Source organism: Nocardioides sp. NPDC000445 (assembly GCF_040300245.1).
Taxonomy (GTDB): domain Bacteria; phylum Actinomycetota; class Actinomycetes; order Propionibacteriales; family Nocardioidaceae; genus Nocardioides.
Window position 1 is genome coordinate 48,279 of sequence record NZ_JBEPDH010000019.1, and the last position, 20,765, is coordinate 69,043.

Sequence of the window (20,765 nt, forward strand, 5' to 3'; positions counted from 1 at the left end):
TTCGAACATCTGTTCGAACACGTGATCAAACTACACCCCGCCACCGACAGTCACAAGGACGAATCGAGGACGGGGCGTGTCGAGGGGTGGTGCGGGTCGCTCAGTCGTCGGCGACGGCGCCGCGGATGAGGTGCGGCGGGTGGATGTAGCGGGTGTTGGCCGGCAGCCACATGACCACCAGCAGCCCCGCGGCGATGACGATCGCGATCGTGGTGAGCACGCTGATGATCACCGGCGGGCCGGTCAGGATGCCGCCGACGCTGGCCACCGCGGAGATGAACACCAGGAAGGTGATCGTGATGCGGGCCCACTCGAAGCCGTTGCGGAGGAAGACCGCGAGCACACCGAGCATGCCGGCCATGACACCGAACAGAGTGATCGCCGGGGCGATGAAGGCCGGCGCGCTGACCCGGTTGTCGGTGGGCGGGTTGATGAGGGCCTCGAGCCCCTCGGTCTCCAGGATGCGCTTGGCCGAGGCGTTGCCCTCCGCCCACGCGCGCACCAGGTCATCGGAGCGCAGCACCATGACCACGACCACGACGGCGCTGAACGCGATCAGACCGACGATCAGCCGGACCGCCCACGTCATCTCCCGCGGCACGGGCTCAGCAGCGAGGGCCGCCACCTCGACAGCGGTCTCCAGGTCCTCGTTCACGACCACACCTTCGTTCTCGTCGGGTGTCGTCATGGTCATCCGGTCTCCTTGCGACGTGGGGGGAACTCTGCGTTGATCAGCCCATTCTGCCGCACGGGGCACAACGGAGGTAAATACGGGATCGCGTGCGCCTGGTCTCGGGCCGACGCGATTCGGTCTCGACCCGCTTCGCGGCTTCGCAAGCTCAGTCGCTGCGCTCGCTCGACCTCCTCCCGTTGCGGCCGCGCTCGTTCCTCGCGCGGTCGCAGGCTCGGATGTCGGTGTCGTACGCCAAGATGTCCCCATGGAATCTCTAGCGCTGACCTTCTCCAGCGGGTGGGCCAGTGGCATCAACGCCTATCTGGTCGTGCTGGTGCTCGGCGTCGTGCAGCGGACGACGGGGGCCGAGGAGATCCCTGACGTGCTCGGCACCTGGCCGGTGCTGGCGGCCGCCGGGGCGATGTTCGCGATCGAGTTCGTCGCGGACAAGGTGCCTTACGTCGACTCGACGTGGGACTCGATCTCCACGGTGATCCGGCCCACCATCGGCGCCGTGATCGGCGTCCTGCTCGCCGGTGAGGCCGACTCGCTCAACGCGGCCGTCGGGGGCGTCGTGGGCGGCACCTCGGCGTTCATGTCCCACGTGGTCAAGGCCAGCGAGCGGCTGGCGGTCAACTCCTCCCCCGAGCCGGTCTCCAACTCGGTGGTCAGCCTGGCCGAGGACGGCCTCGTCCTCGGCGTGGTCTGGTTCGCCACCCAGCACCCGTTGGCCGCCGCCGGCATCGCCGCGATCCTGCTGGTGGCGGGGCTGGTGCTGGTCTATCTCCTCCTCCGCGCCGTGCGTGGAGGCTGGCGCAGGCTGACCCGGCGCGGACGACGTGACGCCCCTCCTCCAGGGGGCCCGTCCGACGGCACGACCAAGCCCTACCCCGTCCAGTGACCGCGGTCGTCGTCCTCGGGGGCGGGTACGCCGGGATGGCCAGCGCCGCCAGGCTGGCCAAGCTCGGCCACTCGGTGACCCTTCTCGAGGCCTCCGGCCGGCTCGGCGGCGCTCTGGTGCCGGTGCGCGAGGAGGGGTTCACCTGGGACGCCTCGGCGACCTCGACCCTGCTGCCCGCGGTGATGCGCGACCTGTTCCGCAAGTCCGGGCGGCCGGCCGAGCGTGAGCTGGAGCTGATGCCGATGGACGTCATCCGCGAGCACCGGTTCGCCGACAAGAGCTCGGTCTCGGTGCCCGGCGGCACCCGCGGCGCCCAACTGACGGCCTTCGACGAGCTGGGCCCGGGCATGGGCCGGCAGTGGACCGACTACGTCGCCCGGTTCAACGACGACTGGGAGGTGCTGCGCCAGCACTACTTCGAGGTGCCGTGGGAGCCCACGGCGCTGCCCTCGGCCGTCGCGGAGCGGTTCCGGTCGCGCGAGACCCTCCACAAGCGGCTGCGCAAGACGTTCAAGGACGAGCGGCTCCGGCTGGTCGCGGCGCACCCGTTCGTCGCGGCGGGGCAGGAGCTGCGTGACGTACCTGCCTGGGCGGGGCTCACCGCCTATCTCGAGCAGCGCTTCGGCGCCTGGCGGGTCGAGGGCGGGATGGGGGTCGTGGCCGAGGTGCTCGCCGCCCGGATGGCCACCCGCCGGGTCTCGGTGCAGACCGCGACCCGCGTGGAGGACATCGTCGTACGTGACGGACGGGCGGTCGCGGTCAGCACCACCGCCGGCGAGATCGATCTCGGCGCCGACGGTGCGGTCGTGGTCGCCTTCGATCCGCGCTCGCTGCCGGCGCTGCGGCCGTTGGTGGAACGTACGTTGCCGGCGATCCCGCCGATGACGTTCCACCTCGGGCTCTCCTCGCTGCCCGAGCACCTCCTCGATCTTCCCGACGAGCTGGTGCTCCACGGCGAGCCCACCCTGGTCGTACGCACCCGCGGGCTCGCCCCCGAGGGGCAGCACGCCTGGACGATCCACTCCCACGGCAAGCTGATGGAGGACGTCCTGCTGGCGCTGGCGCGCCACAAGATCGACCTGCGGGAGCACGTCGTGCACCGTGTCGACCTGGGCGCCGCCGAGCTCGTACGCCGCTGGCGCGGGTCACCGCTGGGCGTGAAGTGGGCGGGACGCGGCACGGTGTTCCAGCGCCTCGGGCCGCGCACCCCGCTCCCCAACGTCTACGCCGCCGGCGCCCACGCCACCCCCGGCTCCGGGCTGCCGTACGCCGGGCTCTCGTCCGCGCTGGTCGCGCAGTCGATCGGGCCTGCCGAGAGATGAGCGCAGGCTAGACCGTCACGTTGAGCTTGGCGAAGATCTCCAACGTCGCCTTGGAGCGGTTCAGGGTGTAGAAGTGCAGCCCCGGGGCGCCTCCGTCGAGGAGCTCCTGGCAGAGGTCGGCGGCCACGGCGATGCCCTCGGCACGGATGTCGGCGGGCTCGGGGCCGGCGGCGCTGAGGCGCTCGACGATCTCCTCGGGGACCTCGGCGCCGATCAGCTCGCTCTGGCGGCGGATGGCGGCCAGGTTCAGGATCGGCATGATCCCGGGCAGGATCGGGATGTCGACGCCGCGCGCACGGACCCGGTCGACGAGGCCGAAGTAGTCGGAGGCACGGAAGAACATCTGGGTGACCGCGAACTCCGCTCCGGCCCTCGCCTTGGCGACCAGCACGTCGGCGTCGGCCTCGAGCGACTCGGCACTCGGGTGGCCCTCCGGGAAGGCGGCGACGCCGATACGGAAGTCACCGCGCTCGCGGGCCAGCCTCACCACGTCGACCGCGTAGTCGAGGCCGCCCGGGGTCGGGATCCACTCGGCGCGCGGACCCTCGGCGGGGTCGCCGCGCAGGGCCATCACGTGCGCGACCCCCTTCGCCGCGTAGGCGTCCAGGATCGCCGCGACCTCGTCGCGGGTGTGGCCGACGCAGGTCAGGTGGGCGACCGGGAGCAGCTCGGTCTCCGCGGCGATCCGGCCGGTGATGGCGACCGTCTTGTCACGGGTCGAGCCGCCGGCGCCGTAGGTGACGCTCACGAAGGTGGGGCGGTAGGGCTCCAGTGCGCGCACGGCGTTCCACAGCTGCTCCTCGCCGGCCTCGTCCTTCGGCGGGAAGAACTCGAAGGAGAACGAGCGCTCACCTTGGTTGATCAGCTCCGCCAGGGAGCGTCCACGTCCAGTCACCATCGGGCCATCGTAGTGAGTGCCCTAGGCTCGGAGAGTGAATGAAACGTGGGACGCCGATGAATTCCGCCGTCGCGTCCAGGGAGCACTGGACACCTTTCTCGAGACGCAGTCCGAGCGGCTGGCTCCGCTCGGTGACGAGGTCGAACCGCTGCTGCGCCGGGCTCGCGAGTCGATGTCCGGCGGCAAGCGGCTGCGGGCCGCGTTCTGCTACTGGGGCTTCCACGCGGTCCGCCCCTCCCCCTCGCCGGCCGAGGAGGAGTCGCTCGTCCGGGCGGCCGCCGCGCTCGAGCTGCTCCAGGCCTCGGCGCTCGTGCACGACGACGTCATCGACGACTCCGACACCCGGCGCGGAGCGCCGTCCGCCCACCGCGCGTTCGAGGCCGACCACTCCGCCGCGGGCTGGCCGGGCCGGTCCCGTGCCTACGGCGACGCCGCGGCCGTGCTCCTCGGCGACCTGCTGCTGACCTGGTCGGACGAGCTGCTGCGTACCTCTGGGTTCGGGGGCTCCGAGACCTCCGCGGCGCTCTCGGTGTTCGACCACACCCGCAGCGAGGTGATCGCCGGACAGTTCCTCGACATCACCGTCCAGGCCCGCGGCGCGGCGGACGTCGAGGCGGCGATGAAGGTGGTGCGCTACAAAGCGGCCAAGTACTCCGTCGAGCGCCCCCTCCACGTCGGCGCCGCCCTGGCCGGAGCCTCCCCGGAGCAGATCGAGGCGCTCTCGGCCTACGGCCTCCCCGTCGGCGAGGCGTTCCAGCTCCGCGACGACCTCCTCGGCGTCTTCGGCGACCCCTCGGTCACCGGCAAGCCGGCCGGCGACGACCTCGTCGAGGGCAAGCGCACCGTCCTCGTGGCCCTCGCCCTGGCCGGGTCGACCCCCGACGACGCCGAACTGTTGGACGAGGCCCTCGGCCAACAGCTCAGCGTGGAGCAGGTCGCGGCGCTACGTGCGCTCATCGCCTCCTCCGGCGCCGAGCAGCAGGTCGAGAAGACCATCACCGAGCTCGCCGACCAGGGACTCACCGCCCTCGACGACGCCAAGTCGTCAGGCGTCCTCGATGCGAACGCCGCCGAGGTCCTCCGCGCCCTCGCCACCGCCGCCACTCAGCGCGCGGTCTGAGCCGAAGCGTCTCCCCCGCCGGCCGAGGCGTCACTCCCGTCGGCCGAGACGTCACGTGATGCCGTCTCGTCCGACGGGAGTGCCGTCTCGTCCGACCTACCTGACGTCTCGGCCGACCTGGTTGACGCCTCGGCGTGTCAGAGGCGCTCGGCAGGCATCTGGAAGAGGACCTTGTCGGACGGTCGGTCCGAGCCGCCCTCGGGTTCCATGGTGACCATCAGGTCGCCGTCCTCGACCGGTACGGCGACGGCCATCTCCTCGTCCAGGACGCCGGCCGACTCCATCCCGGCGTCGGTGTGCCACCAGACCTGATAGGTCATCCCTTCCGGGCGCGAGAGGTGGGCGGTGTCGACGGCGACCATGTGCATCTCGTGGGACATCGCGACCATCAGCTCGCCGTCGGAGGTCTCCTCCTTGTGCATCCGCGCGTCCGGGGCCGCGATCACCTGGGCGGCGGTCATCGCGGGCGGGTCGTCATCTCGTACGACGACGCCGACCGTCACGCCGACGCCGATGACCAGGGCCGCGACCGCGGCGATCGCGCCCGCGAACCAACGACGACGAGCGCGGCCCGCGGCGACCACGGGCGGGAGCTGCGGAGTCTCCGAGGCCGTACGCATCACCCTCGCGCGCAGCGACGCCGGCGGAGTCTCGGCGACCTCATCGGCCAGCGACGCGGTCGCCGACCGCAGCGAGTCGACCTCCTCGCGGCAGTCGGGACAGGCAGCGAGATGGGCCTCGACCTCTGCTCGCTCACCGGGCTCCAGCGCGTGGAGGAGGTAGGCGCCGACCAGACCGTGTACGTCAGGCGCCATCGCGCACCTCCAGGCAGTCCCTGAGACGGATCAGCCCGTCGCGCATCCGCGACTTCACCGTCGGCAGCGGCCGGCCGAGCATCTCGGCGACCTCGGGATAGGTGAAGCCCTGGTAGTAGGCCAGCCGCACGGCCTGGGACTGCAGCGGCGTGAGGGAGTCCAGGCAGCGGCGTACGCCTTCGTGCTCCGACGCCGTGACCACAGCCTCCTCCGGGCCGGCGACGTCCACCGGCTCGCGCCGGCCGACGTGCTCCTCCCGCGCCCGCGAGGCCTGCGTGGAGCGCACGGTGTCGACCGCGCGACGGTGCGCGATCGTCAGCACCCAGGTCCGGACGGAGCCGCGCGACGGGTCGAACCGGGCGGCCTGGCGCCACACCTCGGTGAACACCTCCTGGGTCACCTCCTCCGCACGCGAGGGGTCGCGCACGACCCGCCGAGCGACGCCGAAGACCAGCGGAGCCAGCTCGTCGTAGAGCCGGCCGAAGGCATCGAGGTCGCCGCCGGCGACCGCAGCGAGCACCGCCGCCGGGTCCCGGTCGTCATCGGGGTCGGGCAACGACTCGTCGCCCACGACCCGCAGCGCTCGCCGCATGCGCACCCCTTCCGACACATCAGAGATCTCATCCCGGGTTCGCAGCCGAAGAGTGGGAGGATTGGTCCCATCCGCCCATCGATCGGCCACGAACCCACAGCATGACATCCGGCAACCTCGCCGAGCAGAAGGCCTCGAGCTCCGCTTCGGCACCGCGTCTTCCCTACGGCCCCCTCGCGGGCATCGCCGCCGGCGTACTCGGTCTCGGCGTCGCCGAGCTCATCGCCGCCCTGGCCGGCGGCGCCTCGCCCCTGCTCGCGCTCGGTGACCGGGTCATCGACCTCACCCCGCGCTGGCTCAAGGAGGCGGCGGTCGCCACCTTCGGCACCGCCGACAAGCCGATCCTGCTCGCCTGCGTCGGGCTCGTCACGCTGGCCCTGCTCGGGGTCGCCGGCGCACTGGCCGTACGCCGCCCCGCCCTCGGCGCGGGCATGCTGATACTCCTCGGGGCCATCGACATCGCCGCCCTCCTGGCGGACCGGGCCGGAAACGGGACGACCGGGGTCGTCGCGATCGTGATCGGCCTCGCGGTCGGGATCACCGCGCTGATCCTCCTCACCCGGCCCCTACGCGACGTCGACAGCCCGCCCACCGAGGCCGAGGCGCCCGACGGCTTCGACCGTCGCAGGTTCCTGGTCGCCGCCGCGGCGGTGACCGCGGTGGGTGCGGCCGGCGGGGTCGGCGCCAAGGTGGTCACCGCACGCCGGCTCCCCGCGACGAGGGTGGCCATCCCCGCGGCCGTCTCCCCCGCCGCGCCCCTCCCGGCGGGCGCGGAGCTCCGGATCGACGGGCTCACGCCCCACCTGACCCCCGTCGACGACTTCTACCGCATCGACATCGCCCTGCTCACCCCACGCGTCGACATCTCCGACTATCGGCTCAAGATCCACGGCCTGGTCGACGACCCGGTCGAGCTGACCTACGAGGACCTGCTCGCGATGCCGCTCTACGAGCGCCGCGTGACGATCTGCTGCGTCTCCAACGAGGTGGGCGGCGACCTGATCGGCAACGCGACCTGGACCGGCGTACGCATCCGCGACGTTCTCAAGCGCGCCGGCGTCTCCCCCGACGCGGACGCGGTGAAGTCCACCGGTGCCGACGGCATCACCATCGGCACCCCGCTCGAGGCGCTCACCGACGGCCGCGACTCCCTGCTCGCGATCGCCCAGGACGGCGAGCCGCTGACCCGGGACCACGGCTTCCCGGTCCGCATGGTCGTCCCCGGCCTCTACGGCTACGTCTCGGCGACCAAGTGGCTCACCGAGCTCGAGGTGACCCGCTTCGCCGACTTCCGCGCCTACTGGACCGACCGCGGCTGGTCCGCCGAGGGCCCGATCAAGACCGAGTGCCGCATCGACCTGCCCGGCGACGACGTCATGCCCGGCGAACGCACCATCGCAGGTGTCGCCTGGGCGCAGCACCGGGGTGTGAGCAAGGTCGAGGTACGCATCGACGACGGCCCCTGGCAGCCCGCCACGCTCGCCGCCGAGGACAGCATCGACACCTGGCGCCAGTGGACCTACCGCTGGGACGCGACCGAGGGCGAGCATCAGATCCAGGCGCGGGCGTACGACCGCACCGGCACTCCGCAGACCGCCGACGAGGCACCGCCCGCTCCGGACGGAGCCACGGGCTACCCCACTCGTATGGTCAACGTCGGGTGATCAGCCCAGGTCGGTCAGGTCCGTCTCCGGACCGTCCCCGCGCAGCAGCACGGTGAACGCCGGCCGGTCCTCGGAGATCTCCGCCGACCGGTCCTGGAGCACCCGGACGATCTTGTCGAAGCCGGCACGATCCGCGTACGCGGCGCACCCCCACGTCTCCCACAGCAGCACCGTGGGCGCGGAGAGGTCGCGCAGCGAGTCCCAGAGCGCGTCGAGGTTGCGGCCGAAGTGGGCCGGGAAGCCCAGCGCGGCGCCGATGGCACCGAGCACCTCGTCCTTGGTCTCGGCGACGTCGGCGATCTGCGCCAGCGACCAGCCGGCGCCGGTCACCGACTCCGAGAGGTCTGCCGCGGCCAGCTCGGTGTGCCAGCGATAGACGCCGGGATCGACCTTCCCTGCCAGAAGACCTGCCAGTCCACTCATGTGCCCATCACCCCCGGTCGATCCGTGAGAACGACTCGTAGTGGTCCTCGGTGAAGTAGAACTCCCCACCCTCGCCTGTGACGATACGCCGCGCGCCCCGGTCATCGGAGCCAGGCGTCGGCACGGTGTATTCGGCGTAGTAGCCCGACGCCTCCTCGGGCAGGATCCCCTCGCGATTGCCGAAGGTGCTGCCGTCCTTGCCCGGGTAGGGGAACGGGCCGCCGGCGTCGATCAGCTCGAGCGTCTCCACGCCCTCGGGCGGCAGGTCTGACTCCGCGATCCAGGCGAGCCCGCTCTCGGGGTCGGCGCCTGTTCTCGCGCCACCGTCCGCCCCGGAGTCACCGCCGCAACCGGCGACCAGCGCCATCAGGATGGCGAGCAGCAGGCCGATCAGGGCGGACTTCGACCTCACGAGGTTCCTCCGAGACGTACGGAACGGTTGGTCGTCTAGAGTGCCATGGCCTGGGCCCGGCGCTTGACCTCCGACCCGCGGTTCTCCCGAAGCGCGTCGATCGGGCGGCCGGGAAGGTCGTCGTCGAGGAAGAGCCAGGCGATGATCTCGCGGTCGTCGTAGCGTCCGTCGTGGAGCACGTGCAGCAGCCCGCTCAGGCCCTTGACCGGCAGACCGTCCTGGATGAACAGGGCCGGGATGTGCTGGCCCTTCATCCCCGGCGGCACCGCCGCGGCGAGCTCGTGCTCGCGGATCATGGTGCGCACCTTTCCCACGGTCACTCCGAGCAGCGACGCGGCCGTAGCCCAGTCGATCCACTCGTCAACCAGGGCACCCAGGTCCTGCTCCGCCAGCCGCACATCGCTCATAACAATCACATTACCGGCCCGGGTAGCCGGTCCGGAAAGTCGTGAGTGGGACCCGCTGGTCCGTACCATTGCCCGGTCCGGAATACTTCTCCGACCGGAGACAGGAGGATCGCGTGGCTAGTGAGGCGGACCCCCGTGACGACGTCATCGGGCGCCACGGCGGAAGCTCGGCTACCGCATCCGACCCCCTTCTGGGCAAGGTCTTGGGGATGCGTTACCGGATCGTCGAGAAGGTCGCGAAGGGCGGCATGGCGACGGTCTACGTGGCCCACGACATGCGTCTGGACCGCATCGTCGCCGTCAAGGTCATGCACCAGGACCTCGACGAGGAGGGCAACTTCGCCGAGCGGTTCGTACGCGAGGGCAGGTCTGCGGCGAAGCTCTCCCACCCCAACGTGGTCGCCGTCTACGACCAGGATGAGGACGACGGCGTCGCCTTCCTCGCGATGGAGTACATCGAGGGACACACCCTGCGCGACACCATCGCCTCACAGGCTCCCCTGGGCGCGGCGAAGGCGCTGGCCTACATCGAGCCGATCCTGAGCGCGATGACCGCGGCCCACGCGATCGGGATCGTGCACCGCGACATCAAGCCCGAGAACGTGCTCATCACCACCGGTGCCGCCTCGATCTCGCAGCGGGTCAAGGTCGCCGACTTCGGTCTGGCCCGGGTGATGAACAACAACTCCAACGACGCCACCACCGGAAACCTGGTCGGCACCGTCTCCTATCTCGCGCCCGAGCTGGTCACCGAGTCCAGGTCCGGGCCGCGCTCCGATGTCTACGCCGCCGGCGTCGTGCTCTACGAGCTGCTCACCGGCCGCAAGCCGCACAGCGGCCCCTCGCCGGTCGAGATCGCCTACAAGCACGTCCACGAGGACGTCCCGCCGCCTTCGAAGGCCGCCCCCGGCATCCCCCGGTACGTCGACGCCCTGGTCGCCCGGGCGACCGCCCGTGATCCCGAGCTGCGCCCGGCCGACGCCGGCGTGCTGCTGCGCATGGTCAACCGGGTCATGGCCACCCTGTCCGCGGGCATCTTCGACGACCCCGACCTCACCGCCGACCTGGCGCTCCCCCGGCCCGGCGCACCCGATCAGGGCACCCAGGGCGCTGGCGGAACCGACTCCCCGGCACGGGCTCGCGACGAGTCCGCCGCCGAGACGACCGCCGTCCTGCCCGCTCTCGGCCTGGGAGCGTCCGGGCCGTCCGGTCCGCCGCCGGGTCGTCCCCCGGGTCCGCCGGGACCGCCTCCGGGCGTCGGGCTCCCCGCGGGCACACGGCTCTCGCTGAGCGAGCCCGAGGAGAACGTACGCATCGCCCCGACCCCCACGCAGCCGAAGCAGCGCTGGAGCATGCCGGCGACCTGGAAGGGCCCGATCGCGATCGGCGCCGCCATGGTGGCCGTCGCGCTGGTGGCGGGCGGGTTGTGGTGGTTCATCGACGGCCGCTACGAGCGGGTGCCCTCGGTGGCCGGTCTGAGCAAGGCCGCGGCGACCACGCAGCTGCAGGACGCCGGCTTCGAGGTCTCGGCCAACACCGAGTTCTCCGACACCGTCGAGGAGGGCGTGGTGATCGACTCCGACCCCGGCCGCGGCGACAAGGCGCTGCCCGGGGCGACGGTCGAGATCAGCGTGAGCAAGGGCGTCGAGGAATACTCCGTGCCCAAGGTCAAGGGCATGCTCGCCGACGACGCGCAGGACGAGATCCGCGACAAGGGCCTCGGCATCGGCGACCCGATCGAGAAGTTCAACGACAATGTCCCCGAGGGCCACGTCATCAACTCCCAGCCGCGCGCCGGCACCCTGGTGCGGCCCGGCAAGGCGATCGTGCTCGTGATCAGCAAGGGCCCGGCACCCGTCGACATCGTCGACTGGACCGGTCGTAGCGCCGAGCGCGCCAAGAAGTCGCTGGAGGCCGACGGTCTGAAGGTCGAGATCCAGGAGGAGGAGAACCAGGAGATCCAGCCCGGCACCGTGCTCAGCCAGAGCCCGAACTCCGGCACCCTCCCCAAGGGCGAGACCGTGACCCTCGTGGTCGCCAAGGGCCCCGACGCCGTCGCCGTCCCCAACGTCGTCGGCAGCAGCAAGGACACCGCGAAGCAGACCCTCGAGGCCGCCGGTTTCAAGGTCAAGGAGGAGAAGGACGACTTCGCGCTCGGCCTCAACTTCGTGACCCGGCAGGAGCCCGCCGGCGGCGAGGCGCCCTACGGCTCCGAGATCACGATCTGGCTGAACTGACCTTGACCCCTTCTCGGACCTCTCTTCGCAACCCGATCGGCACCCACGTACAGGTCGGCAAGGGTCTCGTCGCCGGGGCCCTCGCCAACACCGACGCGGTCGGCGGCGAGACCCTGCAGATCTTCGTCGGCAACCCACGCGGCTGGGCGCTCTCGGCCGGGAAGCCCGCCGAGGACAAGGCGTTCCGGGCAGAGATCGAACGGCGCGGTATGCGTGCATTCGTCCACGCCCCCTACCTGGTCAACCTGGGCTCGCCGACCCCGGCCACCTACGAGAAGTCGGCAGCCCTGGTCGCCCACAACCTCCGCCGCGCCGCCGACATCGGCGCCGAAGGGGTCGTCATCCACACCGGCTCCTTCGTCTCCCCCGACGGCGATGCGACCGAGAAGCACGCCGTCGCGATGAAGCAGGTACGCGAGGCGCTGCTGCCGGTGCTCGACGAGATCGCCGCCGAGGACGCTCCCTGGCTGCTGCTGGAGCCGACCGCCGGCCAGGGACGCTCGCTGTGCGCGGGCGTCGAGGACCTGCCGGCCTACCTGGCGGCCGTCGACTTCCACCCCAAGGCCGGGATCTGCCTGGACACCTGCCACGTCTTCGCCGCCGGCGCCCCGCTGGACGAACCCGGTGGCGCGACCGCGTGCGTCGACCGGATCGTCGAGATCGGTGGCCCGGGACGGCTCCGGCTGATCCACGCCAACGACTCCAAGGACGTACGCGGCAAGCACCTCGACCGCCACGAGCAGATCGGCCGCGGCCGCATCGGCACGAAGGCCTTCGAAGAGCTCTTCGCGCATCCGGCGACCGACGGAGTCCCCTTCATCCTGGAGACACCCGGTTCTCGCGACGCGGACAACCCCGATATCCCCCTGCTCCGCGATCTGCGGGCATCGGCCCAAGGTCAAGGCGGGTGACCTCCATGCTTCGCATGGTTACTCCCTCGCTCGGCACGAGCGGACGAGCAAGCTCGCCGCTCGGCCTCACTCCGGTCGTCTACGCTTGGGAACGCACGGGAGTGATCTTCGACGCCATGGGGGTGGCATGACCAGCTGCGCACAGTGTGGACACCGGCTGTCCGATGAGCCGGCGTGCCCGATGTGTGGACTCGAGGTCGCCACGGATCCCGACCGAGCAGCCGAGGCTGACTCCACCGATGTAGAGGAAAGGACGCCGCCCGTGTCCGCTGCTGAAGCGAAGCCCGAGCCCGATGAGCTCGACGAGCCCAACGAGACGACCGTGATCCGGAAGCCCGTCGGATCGACCGCCCCGGAGGCCGTCGAGGACGAGCCCGACGCGGCGCAGACCTCCCTCAGCCTGCCTCGGATCAGCGCCTACGGCGACGACAACGTGCCGGGCCCGGCGTCCTCGGCCTCCAACGACGAGCCCACCGAGCGCACCTCGAGGCGCCAGGCGCCGTCAGTCGAGGAGAAGCTCGACACCGACGACGAGCCCGACGGGACCACCGCGGTCCGTCCGGCGTACGCCCCGCCGACCGCCCCTCCGCCGACCACTCCCCCGCCGGGACACGAGCCGGCCGCCGCGGAGCAGGCCGTGATCCCCGAGCCCGAGCCGTCGCCCGTCCCGGACCCCTCGCCCTTCCCGGAGCCGACGCCGGTCCCGGAGCCCGAGCCCGTCCCCGACCCGGAGCCGGTCCCCGACCCGACCCCGGAGCCTGGTCCCCTTCCCGGACCCGAGCCCGTCCCCGAGCCCGAGCCGGTCTCCGAGGCCACGGTCGAGGCGGCGTACCAGCCCTTCGTCCAGCCCTCCGGGATGCTCGTCCAGGAGTCGCGCAACGGGCAGGCCCGCCACTGGGCCCCGCCTGAGGAGCAGGAGACTGCGGCCGAGGTCTACGAGCCCGAGCCCGCCTACGCGACCGGCTACGCGGAGGATGCCTACGTCGGCGAGGAGGCCGGCGACTGGCAGACCGGCTACGGCTACGTCGCCGAGCCGGAACCGATCGAGCAGGACTTCGGCGACTACGGCGCCCAGCAGGAGTACGTCTCCTCGCTGATGGCCGCCGAGCCCGAGGACAACCCCTCGACCTGGATCGTGCTGCTGTGGGTGGGCGCGATCTTCATGATCGTGATGCTCGTGCTCGGCATCTGGCTGATGACGCTGTAGCCGCCTAGATGCCGAGGATCATCGTCGCCGAGATCAGCAGCGACGAGCAGCGCGACCTTGCGCTCGACGTCTGGCGGGCGGCCAACGCCGCCCGCCGGCGCACCGCCACCGAGGCCCGGGTCCGCCGCGTCCGCGAGAAGCTGGACTCCGCCGAGCTGGCGCTGCTCGCCCACTACGGCACCCGCCCGGCGGGGATGCTGGTGGCCGAGACCTATCTCGTCGACGGCGTACCACTTCCCGGCTACGGCCACATCTCGATGGTCTTCGTCGACCCAGCCGTCTGGGGCTCCCACGTCGGCACCGAGATGATCCGCGACCTCCAGTCACGCGGTTGGGAGGGCCTCAGCGTCTGGACCCGCACCGACAACCGGCGCGCCCAGCGCCTCTACGAGCGCACCGGCTTCACCGACACCCACAACCGCAGCATCCTCCACGACGGCGACGAGATCATGCAGCTCGCCTGGGCCCGAGAGTGCTAACGATTACGTAGCATCTCCGCGACCTGAAATGCCATCTCGAGCGACTGGACGCGGTTGAGGCGCGGGTCGACGACGGACTCGTAGCGGTGCACGAGACCGGCCTCGTCGAGCTCCTCGCCGCCGCCGATGATCTCGGTGACGTCGTCGCCGGTGTTCTCGACGAGGATGCCGCCGGGGACGGTGCCGAGGGCGTGGTGGACGTCGAAGAAGCCCTGGACCTCGTCGAGGACGTCCTCGAAGCGGCGGGTCTTGTAGCCGTTGGAGGTGGAGAAGGTGTTGCCGTGCATCGGGTCGGAGATCCAGGTGACGTTGACGCCTTCGGCGGTGATCTTCTCGACCAGCCCGGGCAGCCCGTCGCGCACCTTCCCCGCACCGAAGCGGGTGATGAAGGTGAGCCGGCCCTCCTCGTTCTTCGGGTTGAGCTTGGCGGCCAGTGCGAGCGCGTCGTCGGGGGTCGCGGTGGGGCCGAGCTTGCAGCCGATCGGGTTGTTGAGGTGGCGGAAGTACTCGACGTGGGCGCCGTCGAGCTGGCGGGTGCGCTCACCGATCCAGACGAAGTGGCCGGAGACGTTGTAGGGCGTCTCGGTGCGCGAGTCGATGCGGGTCATCGCGTGCTCGTACTCGAGCAGCAGCGCCTCGTGGGAGGAGTAGAAGTCGACCCGGTGGAACTCCTCCGGGTCGGCGCCGATGGCCTCCATGAACGCGATCGCGCGCTCGATCTCAGAGCCCATCGCCTCGTACTTCGCGCCGACGGGCGAGTTGCGCACGAACTCGGAGTTCCAGGTGTGCACCTGGCGCAGGTCGGCGTAGCCACCGGTGGTGAACGCGCGCACGAGGTTCAGGGTCGAGGAGGAGGCGTGGTAGACGTCCAGCAGGCGCTGCGGGTCGGGGATGCGGGACTCCTCGGTGAACTCGAAGCCGTTGACGGCGTCGCCGCGGTAGGCCGGCAGCGTGACGCCGTCGCGGGTCTCGGTGTCGGAGGAGCGCGGCTTGGCGTACTGCCCCGCGAGCCGGCCGATCTTCACGACCGGGACGGAGGCGGCGTACGTCAGGACCACTGCCATCTGCAGCAGCACGCGCAGCTTGTTGCGGGTGTTGTCGGCGGTCGCCTCGGCGAAGACCTCGGCGCAGTCGCCGCCCTGCAGGATGAACGCCTCACCACGGCCGGCGGCGGCGATCGAGCTCTTGAGCTGGTCGCACTCCCCCGCAAAGACGAGCGGCGGCTGGTTCCTCAGCTTCTCGACCGCCGCGGCCAGCGCGGCCGGGTCGGAATAGGTCGGCTGCTGAAGGGCTCCGATGGCGTGCAGCTGCTCGAGGGAGGGGAAGGCGTCGTTCACGAGCCTCAGGGTACGCGGATCACCCGGTTGTTACGAAGTCATCTCAGACACGGCAGGGCCGGCGTACGTCCTCGAGAGAACGTAGGCCGGCCCTGACCGAAGTCACCCGGTTACTTGTCGTCCTCCGGGTTTACGTCCATGTGCTCGATGTCCTGGAAGTGGGGCGGCTCGTCGTCCTTGTTGGCGAACTTGTTGATGAGCCAGGTGATGGCCCACAGGATCACGCCGATGACCATCAGGCCGCCGGCGATCTCGTAGACGATCCCGTCGCGGTCGACCCACGGGCCGGCCAGGTAGATGCACAGGATCGCGGCGATGGGCGGCAGCCACCTCGGCGCGGTGAAGAACGCCTTGTCCGTGTCGGCACGTCGGTTGCGCAGGACCACGCAGGCGATGTTGACGATCGCGAAGACGCACAGCAGGAGCAGCGCGGTCGTCGAGCCGAGGTTGGAGACGATGTTGCTGTCCGGGTCGCTGGAGACGTACCAGATCAGGCAGAGCGCCAGCACCGTGGTGAAGATGATGGCGATGTAGGGCGTACGGCGGCTGGGCAGGACCGCGCCCAGCTGCTTGGGCAGCACCCGCTGCTTGGCCATGCCGTAGACGAGCCGGCTGGCCATCAGCATGTTGATCAGCGCGGTGTTGGCGACGGCGAAGACCGCCAGGAACGGGAACACCTTGTCGATCGGGAAGTCGGGAGCACCCTTGGCGACCACCTCGAGCAGGGCCCGGCCCTCGGACTCACGGATCGTCTCGAGCTCTCCGGGAGACAGGACGCTGACGACCGAGACCGCGACCAGGATGTAGAGGAGCGCGGCCGCACCCAGGCCCATGAACATGGTGCGCGGGAAGATCTTCTCCGGCTCCTTGGTCTCCTCGACCATGTTGACGGCGTCCTCGAACCCGACCATCGCGAAGAACGCCACCGAGGTCGCGGCGGTGACCGCGAAGACCACGCCCATGTCGTTGTAGTCGTCGAAGGAGATCAGCTCGGCCATGTCGGCCTCGCCCTGGGCGATCACGTAGAAGCCGACGCCGATGACGATGCACAGGGCGACCATCTCGACGAGGGTGAGGACGATGTTGAACTTCACGCTCTCGCCCACGCCGCGCAGGTTGATCAGCGCGAGCAGGACCATGAAGCCCAACGCGACCAGGGTGACGACGCCCTCGCTGGGCGCGTCCATCCAGCCGTTGATCTCCAGGCCGCCGAAGAAGTTCTGCGCCAGCGTGTTGGCCGAGGTCGACGCGCTGGTGATGCCCGAGCAGGCGACCGCGAAGGTCACCATGAAGGTGAGGAAGTGGAACCCGAACGCCTTGTGCGTGTAGAGCGCGGCGCCGGCAGCGCTCGGATACTTGGTCACCAGCTCCAAGTAGGAGTACGCCGTCATGGTGGCCACCACGAAGGCGAGCAGGAACGGCAGCCACAGGATGCCGCCCACGTAGCCGGCCATGGTCCCGGTGACGGCATAGACGCCCGCTCCGAGGATGTCACCGACGATGAAGAGCAGCAGGAGCCAGGGCCCCATCACTCTCTTCAACTCGGGTGTTTCTTCTTTCGCCAGGGTTGTCATGATGTCCTTCCTGGTCACGTTCGAAACTCAGTTCCGAAATTGGGATGAAGGGATCCCTCAATCAAAGCCCAACCTCGCCGTCAGGTGTACGACAATTCGTCAACACGCCGTAACCGGACGAAATTTCGTGGATAGGGTCACGCCATGACCTTCTCCATCGTCGCCCGAGCAGTCGATCCAGGCACCGGGGAGCCCACCTGGGGTGTGGCCGTCGCTTCGAAGTTCCTCGCTGTCGGATCGGCCGTCCCGGCCGCCGTCGCGGGAGTCGGAGCCATCGCCACCCAGGCCGAGGCCAACGTCGCCTACAAGGGTCTCGCGCTCGCTCACCTCGACGACGGTGCGACCGCCTCGGTCGCCCTCGAGAGGCTGCTGGAGGAGGACGAGCGACGGGACCACCGTCAGGTCGGGATCGTCGACGTCGACGGCAACGCCGCGTCCCACACCGGACCGTCCTGCTTCGCCTGGGCGGGTGGCCGGACCGGCTCGACCGAGGATGGCGCGTACGCGATCCAGGGCAACATCCTCACCGGCCCCGAGGTGGTCGAGGCGATGGAGGCCGCCTGGCTGGCCTCCGGGCCCGAGGAGCCGTTGCAGCACCGGCTGCTGGCGGCCCTGGCCGCGGGCGACGAGGCCGGCGGCGACAGCCGCGGCCGGCAGAGCGCGGCCCTGCTGGTGGTGCGCGAGGAGGCCGGCTACGGCGGCAACGACGACATCGCGGCCGACCTCCGGGTCGACGACCACGCGGCGCCGATCACCGAGCTGAAGCGACTCCTGGACCTCAGCGACTTCTACCTGACCGCGTCGACCGAGGGCGAGAAGGTGCAGGTCACCCCCGAGATCGAGGCCGAGGTGGAGACGTACGCCGCGGCGCAGGGCGCCTCGGGCTTCCTCGCCTGGGTCGCCACCGAGAACTACGAGATGCGGGTGGCGGAGGACCTGTCCTGGATCGACCGGCGCATCCTCGACATCGTCAGGACGCCGAAGTGAGCGCGATCCTCGCCATCGACGCCGGCACCACCGGCGTCACCGCCCTGATCGTGACCGAGAAGGGCGAGGTCGCGGCGCGGGGCTATGAGGAGTTCGACCAGCACTTCCCCAGCCCGGGCCGGGTCGAGCACGTGCCGGAGGGGATCTGGCAGGCGACCCTGGAGGCGTGCCGTACGGTCCTCGCGGCCCACGGCAAGGACGACCTCGTCGGAATCGGGATCACCAACCAGCGCGAGACGGTCGTGCTGTGGGACCGGGAGACCCTGGGGTCACCGCGGCGGGCGATCGTGTGGCAGGACCGGCGTACGACCGCGATGTGCGCCTCGATGGCCGAGCACGACGCCCGCGTCCGGGAGCTGACCGGGCTCCGCCTGGATCCCTACTTCAGCGCGACGAAGCTGGCCTGGATCCGTGAGAACGAGCCGCACACGTGGGCGCACGTGGAGTCGGGGCGCTATGCGATCGGCACCGTCGACTCCTACCTCATCGCCCGGATGACCCGCGGCATGCACCACGTCTCCGACGTCTCGAACGCGTCGCGGACGCTGCTGTTCGACATCAACACCAACGACTGGTCCGACGAGCTGTGCGACCTGTTCGGGGTGCCGCGCGACGCGCTTCCGGAGATCGGTCCCAACTGGGGCGAGGGCGTGGTCACCGACCCGCGCTCCTTCCTGGATCTCTCGCTGCCGATCGCCGGAGTGGCCGGGGACCAGCAGGCGGCGCTGTTCGGACAGGCCGCGTTCGAGGTGGGCGACTCCAAGTGCACCTACGGCACCGGCTCGTTCGTGCTGACCAACACCGGCACCACCCCGCAGCGGTCGGAGTCCGGGCTGCTCACCTCCCCCGGCTGGATGTCACCGTCGGGAGAGGTGACCTACGTCCTCGAGGGCTCGATCTTCGTGACCGGCGCCGCGGTGCAGTGGCTGCGCGACGGCCTGCAGATCATCGGCTCGGCCGCGGAGACCGAGGCCCTGGCGAGCACCGTCGCCACATCCGAGGGCGTCGTGTTCGTGCCCGCCCTGACCGGCCTCGGCGCGCCCCACTGGGACCCCGACGCCCGCGGCACGATCATCGGCATCACCCGTGGCACCACCCGCGCCCACATCGTGCGGGCGACCCTGGAGGCGATCACCTTCGAGGTACGTGACGTGATGGCGACCATGCCGACGCCCGTCGCCTCGCTCAACGTCGACGGCGGCGCGGCCGCCAACAACCTGCTGTGCCAGCTCCAGGCCGACCAGCTCGGGGTCGACGTCTCTCGCCCTCGCCACGTCGAGACCACGGGTCTCGGTGCGGCCTTCCTCGCCGGCCTCGGGGTCGGTGTGTGGTCCTCGTTCGACGAGATCCGCGAGACCTGGGCCCTGGACCTCACCTTCTCCCCCGACGCGTCGCGTCGCGATGCGGCCGATGAGGCGTACGCCTCCTGGACCCGGGCGGTCGAGCGCTCCCGACAGTGGGCATGAGCAGTCCGCCGCGCGGGCTTCCCTGGTGGGCGTGGACGCTCATGGTGGGCACGCTGCTCGTCGTCGCGGGGCTGGTCGCGGTCATCGCGCTGGTCGTCGCCCGGGTGGGCACCGACCTGCGCGAGGCGGCGGAGGACCAGCCGGCCGACTGCGTCGATCTCGCGCATGCCGTGGGAGCGCCGGACCTGCCGGACGGGACCTCCGCGGCAAGCTGCACCTACATCGGGTTCCAGGACTGGCAGATCGAGGGCGCGATGACGGTCCCCCGGGCCGAGCTCGACACCTGGCTCGCCCGGTTACCCGGCTCGCCGGTGCTGGACGGGGCCGGCTGCACCGACGACGCGGTCGCCTGTGCCCAGGTCGACCTCACCCAGGTCGGGGACAAGATCGACGCCCACTACCTGGACGTCGCCGTCCTGAGCGAGAACGACGGCGTCGCCGAGGTCCTCATGGCAGCCTTCACCACGTGACCCGGATCCTGCATCTCTCCGATACCCACGTCTCCGCGACCGGCATCGACATGGACGGTGTCGACGCCGTCGCCGCGCTGGAGCGCATCCTGCACGACGCCCGCCACCTGCCCGGCCTGGACGCCGTCGTGGTCAGCGGCGACATCGCCGACGACGGATCGGCTGCGGGCTGCCGCTCCGTCCTGGAGCGGGTGGGTGCGTTCGCGGCCGAGCGCGGCATCCCGCACCTCTACTCGACGGGCAACCACGATGCCCGTGGCCCGTTCCGCGAGGTGCTCGGCAGCGGACATCGCGATCCCGACGGGAGCGACCGCGGCCGGCTGCTGGACCCGGACTCGGACCTGTGCGCGGCGGTCAGCCACCTGGGTGAGCTCAGGGTCATCACCATCGACAGCCTGGTTCCGGGCAAGACCCACGGCTTCCTCGACGAGCACCAGCTGGCCTGCCTCGCCGACGAGCTGGCCGCTCCGGTACGCGACGGCACCGTCCTCGTCCTGCATCATCCGCCGCTTCACCTCGCCTCGGTCCCCTACGTCGCCGATGTCGTCCTCCGCAACATCTCCGCCCTCGGCCGGGTGGTGCGGAGCAGCGACGTACGCGCCATCCTCACCGGACACCTGCACTTCCAGGTCAGCGGATTCCTCGCCGGCATACCCGTCTGGGTGACCCCCGGCATCGTCACTCGCATCGACACCACCGCTCCCCCGCATCTCGTACGCGGCGTGCTCGGTGCCGGCGCGAGCGTGGTCGACCTCGCCGACCCGGCCTCCCCCACCTTCCACGTGCTCTCCGCCCGCGACCCCCGTGCGGGCGAGCAGGTCTACCTCTACGACCCCGCATCTGGGGAAGACGTCGCAGAGGAGGAGTGAA

At 70.6% G+C, this 20,765-nt stretch carries 21 protein-coding genes; 12 read left to right on the forward strand and 9 right to left on the reverse strand.

Annotated features, from left to right (window positions below):
* Positions 1–100: 100 nt before the first annotated feature.
* Complete coding sequence (locus tag ABT304_RS23180) at positions 101–694, reverse strand: hypothetical protein (protein ID WP_350718828.1); 594 nt, start codon at positions 692–694, stop codon at positions 101–103.
* Between the two features lie 244 nt (positions 695–938).
* On the opposite strand from ABT304_RS23180, the gene ABT304_RS23185 reads away from it, so the two are divergent.
* Both ABT304_RS23185 and ABT304_RS23190 read left to right on the forward strand, forming a co-directional pair.
* Entirely contained in the window at positions 939–1,574 is a 636-nt protein-coding gene (locus ABT304_RS23185; protein WP_350718830.1) for a DUF4126 domain-containing protein, read from the forward strand.
* Positions 1,571–2,896: a phytoene desaturase family protein gene (locus tag ABT304_RS23190; RefSeq protein WP_350718832.1), complete on the forward strand. Its 1,326-nt coding sequence runs from the start codon at positions 1,571–1,573 to the stop codon at positions 2,894–2,896. The genes ABT304_RS23185 and ABT304_RS23190 overlap by 4 nt, the downstream gene beginning before the upstream one ends.
* Before the next feature lie 7 nt (positions 2,897–2,903).
* On the opposite strand, the gene metF is transcribed toward ABT304_RS23190, so the two are convergent.
* The gene (gene metF, locus ABT304_RS23195) at positions 2,904–3,794 is read right to left on the reverse strand and encodes a methylenetetrahydrofolate reductase [NAD(P)H] (protein WP_350718834.1); all 891 of its coding nucleotides are present in this window, start codon (positions 3,792–3,794) and stop codon (positions 2,904–2,906) included.
* Between the two features lie 34 nt (positions 3,795–3,828).
* Between metF and ABT304_RS23200 the strand changes: the two genes are divergently transcribed.
* Entirely contained in the window at positions 3,829–4,914 is a 1,086-nt protein-coding gene (locus tag ABT304_RS23200) for a polyprenyl synthetase family protein (RefSeq protein WP_350718835.1), read from the forward strand.
* A gap of 137 nt (positions 4,915–5,051) precedes the next feature.
* On the opposite strand, the gene ABT304_RS23205 is transcribed toward ABT304_RS23200, so the two are convergent.
* Positions 5,052–5,729 (reverse strand): anti-sigma factor, encoded by a 678-nt coding sequence (locus ABT304_RS23205; protein WP_350718837.1) that lies wholly within the window; start codon positions 5,727–5,729, stop codon positions 5,052–5,054.
* Entirely contained in the window at positions 5,719–6,321 is a 603-nt protein-coding gene (sigK, locus tag ABT304_RS23210; RefSeq protein WP_350718838.1) for an ECF RNA polymerase sigma factor SigK, read from the reverse strand. Before sigK ends, ABT304_RS23205 begins: the two co-directional genes overlap by 11 nt.
* Before the next feature lie 101 nt (positions 6,322–6,422).
* Here sigK and ABT304_RS23215 point away from each other — a divergent pair, with 101 nt between their 5' ends.
* Positions 6,423–7,985 carry a molybdopterin-dependent oxidoreductase gene (locus tag ABT304_RS23215; RefSeq protein WP_350718839.1) on the forward strand — a complete coding sequence of 521 codons (1,563 nt, stop codon included), beginning with the start codon at positions 6,423–6,425 and terminating at the stop codon, positions 7,983–7,985.
* Here ABT304_RS23215 and ABT304_RS23220 read toward each other — a convergent pair whose 3' ends face one another.
* From ABT304_RS23220 to ABT304_RS23230, 3 genes are read right to left on the reverse strand one after another with little or no spacing between them, the layout of a single operon-like run.
* Positions 7,986–8,408, reverse strand: coding sequence for a barstar family protein (locus tag ABT304_RS23220; protein ID WP_350718841.1), 423 nt, complete (start codon positions 8,406–8,408; stop codon positions 7,986–7,988).
* Positions 8,409–8,415: 7 nt separating this feature from the next.
* On the reverse strand, positions 8,416–8,820 hold the full coding sequence (locus ABT304_RS23225; protein ID WP_350718843.1) for a guanyl-specific ribonuclease: 405 nt from the start codon (positions 8,818–8,820) through the stop codon (positions 8,416–8,418).
* A gap of 35 nt (positions 8,821–8,855) precedes the next feature.
* The gene (locus ABT304_RS23230; protein ID WP_160024352.1) at positions 8,856–9,227 is read right to left on the reverse strand and encodes an Rv2175c family DNA-binding protein; all 372 of its coding nucleotides are present in this window, start codon (positions 9,225–9,227) and stop codon (positions 8,856–8,858) included.
* A 113-nt stretch (positions 9,228–9,340) separates the two neighbouring features.
* On the opposite strand from ABT304_RS23230, the gene pknB reads away from it, so the two are divergent.
* From pknB to ABT304_RS23250, 4 genes are all read left to right on the forward strand, one after another.
* On the forward strand, positions 9,341–11,464 hold the full coding sequence (pknB, locus tag ABT304_RS23235; RefSeq protein WP_350718845.1) for a Stk1 family PASTA domain-containing Ser/Thr kinase: 2,124 nt from the start codon (positions 9,341–9,343) through the stop codon (positions 11,462–11,464).
* A 2-nt stretch (positions 11,465–11,466) separates the two neighbouring features.
* Complete coding sequence (locus ABT304_RS23240; RefSeq protein ID WP_350718847.1) at positions 11,467–12,375, forward strand: deoxyribonuclease IV; 909 nt, start codon at positions 11,467–11,469, stop codon at positions 12,373–12,375.
* 262 nt (positions 12,376–12,637) lie between these two features.
* Entirely contained in the window at positions 12,638–13,582 is a 945-nt protein-coding gene (locus ABT304_RS23245; RefSeq protein WP_350718848.1) for a hypothetical protein, read from the forward strand.
* Between the two features lie 8 nt (positions 13,583–13,590).
* Positions 13,591–14,061: a GNAT family N-acetyltransferase gene (locus ABT304_RS23250; RefSeq protein WP_350718850.1), complete on the forward strand. Its 471-nt coding sequence runs from the start codon at positions 13,591–13,593 to the stop codon at positions 14,059–14,061.
* On the opposite strand, the gene ABT304_RS23255 is transcribed toward ABT304_RS23250, so the two are convergent.
* Both ABT304_RS23255 and ABT304_RS23260 read right to left on the reverse strand, forming a co-directional pair.
* On the reverse strand, positions 14,058–15,398 hold the full coding sequence (locus ABT304_RS23255) for a class II 3-deoxy-7-phosphoheptulonate synthase (RefSeq protein ID WP_160024356.1): 1,341 nt from the start codon (positions 15,396–15,398) through the stop codon (positions 14,058–14,060). The genes ABT304_RS23250 and ABT304_RS23255 overlap by 4 nt on opposite strands.
* Positions 15,399–15,508: 110 nt before the next feature.
* Positions 15,509–16,927, reverse strand: coding sequence for an APC family permease (locus ABT304_RS23260; protein WP_350718852.1), 1,419 nt, complete (start codon positions 16,925–16,927; stop codon positions 15,509–15,511).
* A gap of 189 nt (positions 16,928–17,116) precedes the next feature.
* Between ABT304_RS23260 and ABT304_RS23265 the strand changes: the two genes are divergently transcribed.
* From ABT304_RS23265 to ABT304_RS23280, 4 genes are read left to right on the forward strand one after another with little or no spacing between them, the layout of a single operon-like run.
* Positions 17,117–17,959 carry a DUF1028 domain-containing protein gene (locus ABT304_RS23265; protein ID WP_350718854.1) on the forward strand — a complete coding sequence of 281 codons (843 nt, stop codon included), beginning with the start codon at positions 17,117–17,119 and terminating at the stop codon, positions 17,957–17,959.
* A complete protein-coding gene (locus ABT304_RS23270) occupies positions 17,956–19,425 on the forward strand; it encodes an FGGY family carbohydrate kinase (protein ID WP_350718856.1) in 1,470 nt (489 codons plus the stop codon). Before ABT304_RS23265 ends, ABT304_RS23270 begins: the two co-directional genes overlap by 4 nt.
* Complete coding sequence (locus ABT304_RS23275) at positions 19,422–19,895, forward strand: hypothetical protein (protein ID WP_350718857.1); 474 nt, start codon at positions 19,422–19,424, stop codon at positions 19,893–19,895. The genes ABT304_RS23270 and ABT304_RS23275 overlap by 4 nt, the downstream gene beginning before the upstream one ends.
* Positions 19,892–20,764, forward strand: coding sequence for a metallophosphoesterase (locus tag ABT304_RS23280; RefSeq protein WP_350718859.1), 873 nt, complete (start codon positions 19,892–19,894; stop codon positions 20,762–20,764). The genes ABT304_RS23275 and ABT304_RS23280 overlap by 4 nt, the downstream gene beginning before the upstream one ends.
* The last annotated feature ends 1 nt before the right edge of the window (position 20,765 follow it).

Bases quoted from the DNA above. Each gene is read 5' to 3' on its own strand.
- ABT304_RS23180 (WP_350718828.1), bottom strand. From the start codon at position 694: ATGACCATGACGACACCCGACGAGAACGAAGGTGTGGTCGTGAACGAG.
- ABT304_RS23215 (WP_350718839.1), top strand. From the start codon at position 6,423: ATGACATCCGGCAACCTCGCCGAGCAGAAGGCCTCGAGCTCCGCTTCG.
- sigK (WP_350718838.1), bottom strand. From the start codon at position 6,321: ATGCGGCGAGCGCTGCGGGTCGTGGGCGACGAGTCGTTGCCCGACCCC.
- metF (WP_350718834.1), bottom strand. From the start codon at position 3,794: ATGGTGACTGGACGTGGACGCTCCCTGGCGGAGCTGATCAACCAAGGT.
- ABT304_RS23230 (WP_160024352.1), bottom strand. From the start codon at position 9,227: ATGAGCGATGTGCGGCTGGCGGAGCAGGACCTGGGTGCCCTGGTTGAC.
- ABT304_RS23205 (WP_350718837.1), bottom strand. From the start codon at position 5,729: ATGGCGCCTGACGTACACGGTCTGGTCGGCGCCTACCTCCTCCACGCG.
- ABT304_RS23260 (WP_350718852.1), bottom strand. From the start codon at position 16,927: ATGGGGCCCTGGCTCCTGCTGCTCTTCATCGTCGGTGACATCCTCGGA.
- ABT304_RS23250 (WP_350718850.1), top strand. From the start codon at position 13,591: ATGCCGAGGATCATCGTCGCCGAGATCAGCAGCGACGAGCAGCGCGAC.
- ABT304_RS23185 (WP_350718830.1), top strand. From the start codon at position 939: ATGGAATCTCTAGCGCTGACCTTCTCCAGCGGGTGGGCCAGTGGCATC.
- ABT304_RS23265 (WP_350718854.1), top strand. From the start codon at position 17,117: ATGACCTTCTCCATCGTCGCCCGAGCAGTCGATCCAGGCACCGGGGAG.
- ABT304_RS23275 (WP_350718857.1), top strand. From the start codon at position 19,422: ATGAGCAGTCCGCCGCGCGGGCTTCCCTGGTGGGCGTGGACGCTCATG.
- ABT304_RS23220 (WP_350718841.1), bottom strand. From the start codon at position 8,408: ATGAGTGGACTGGCAGGTCTTCTGGCAGGGAAGGTCGATCCCGGCGTC.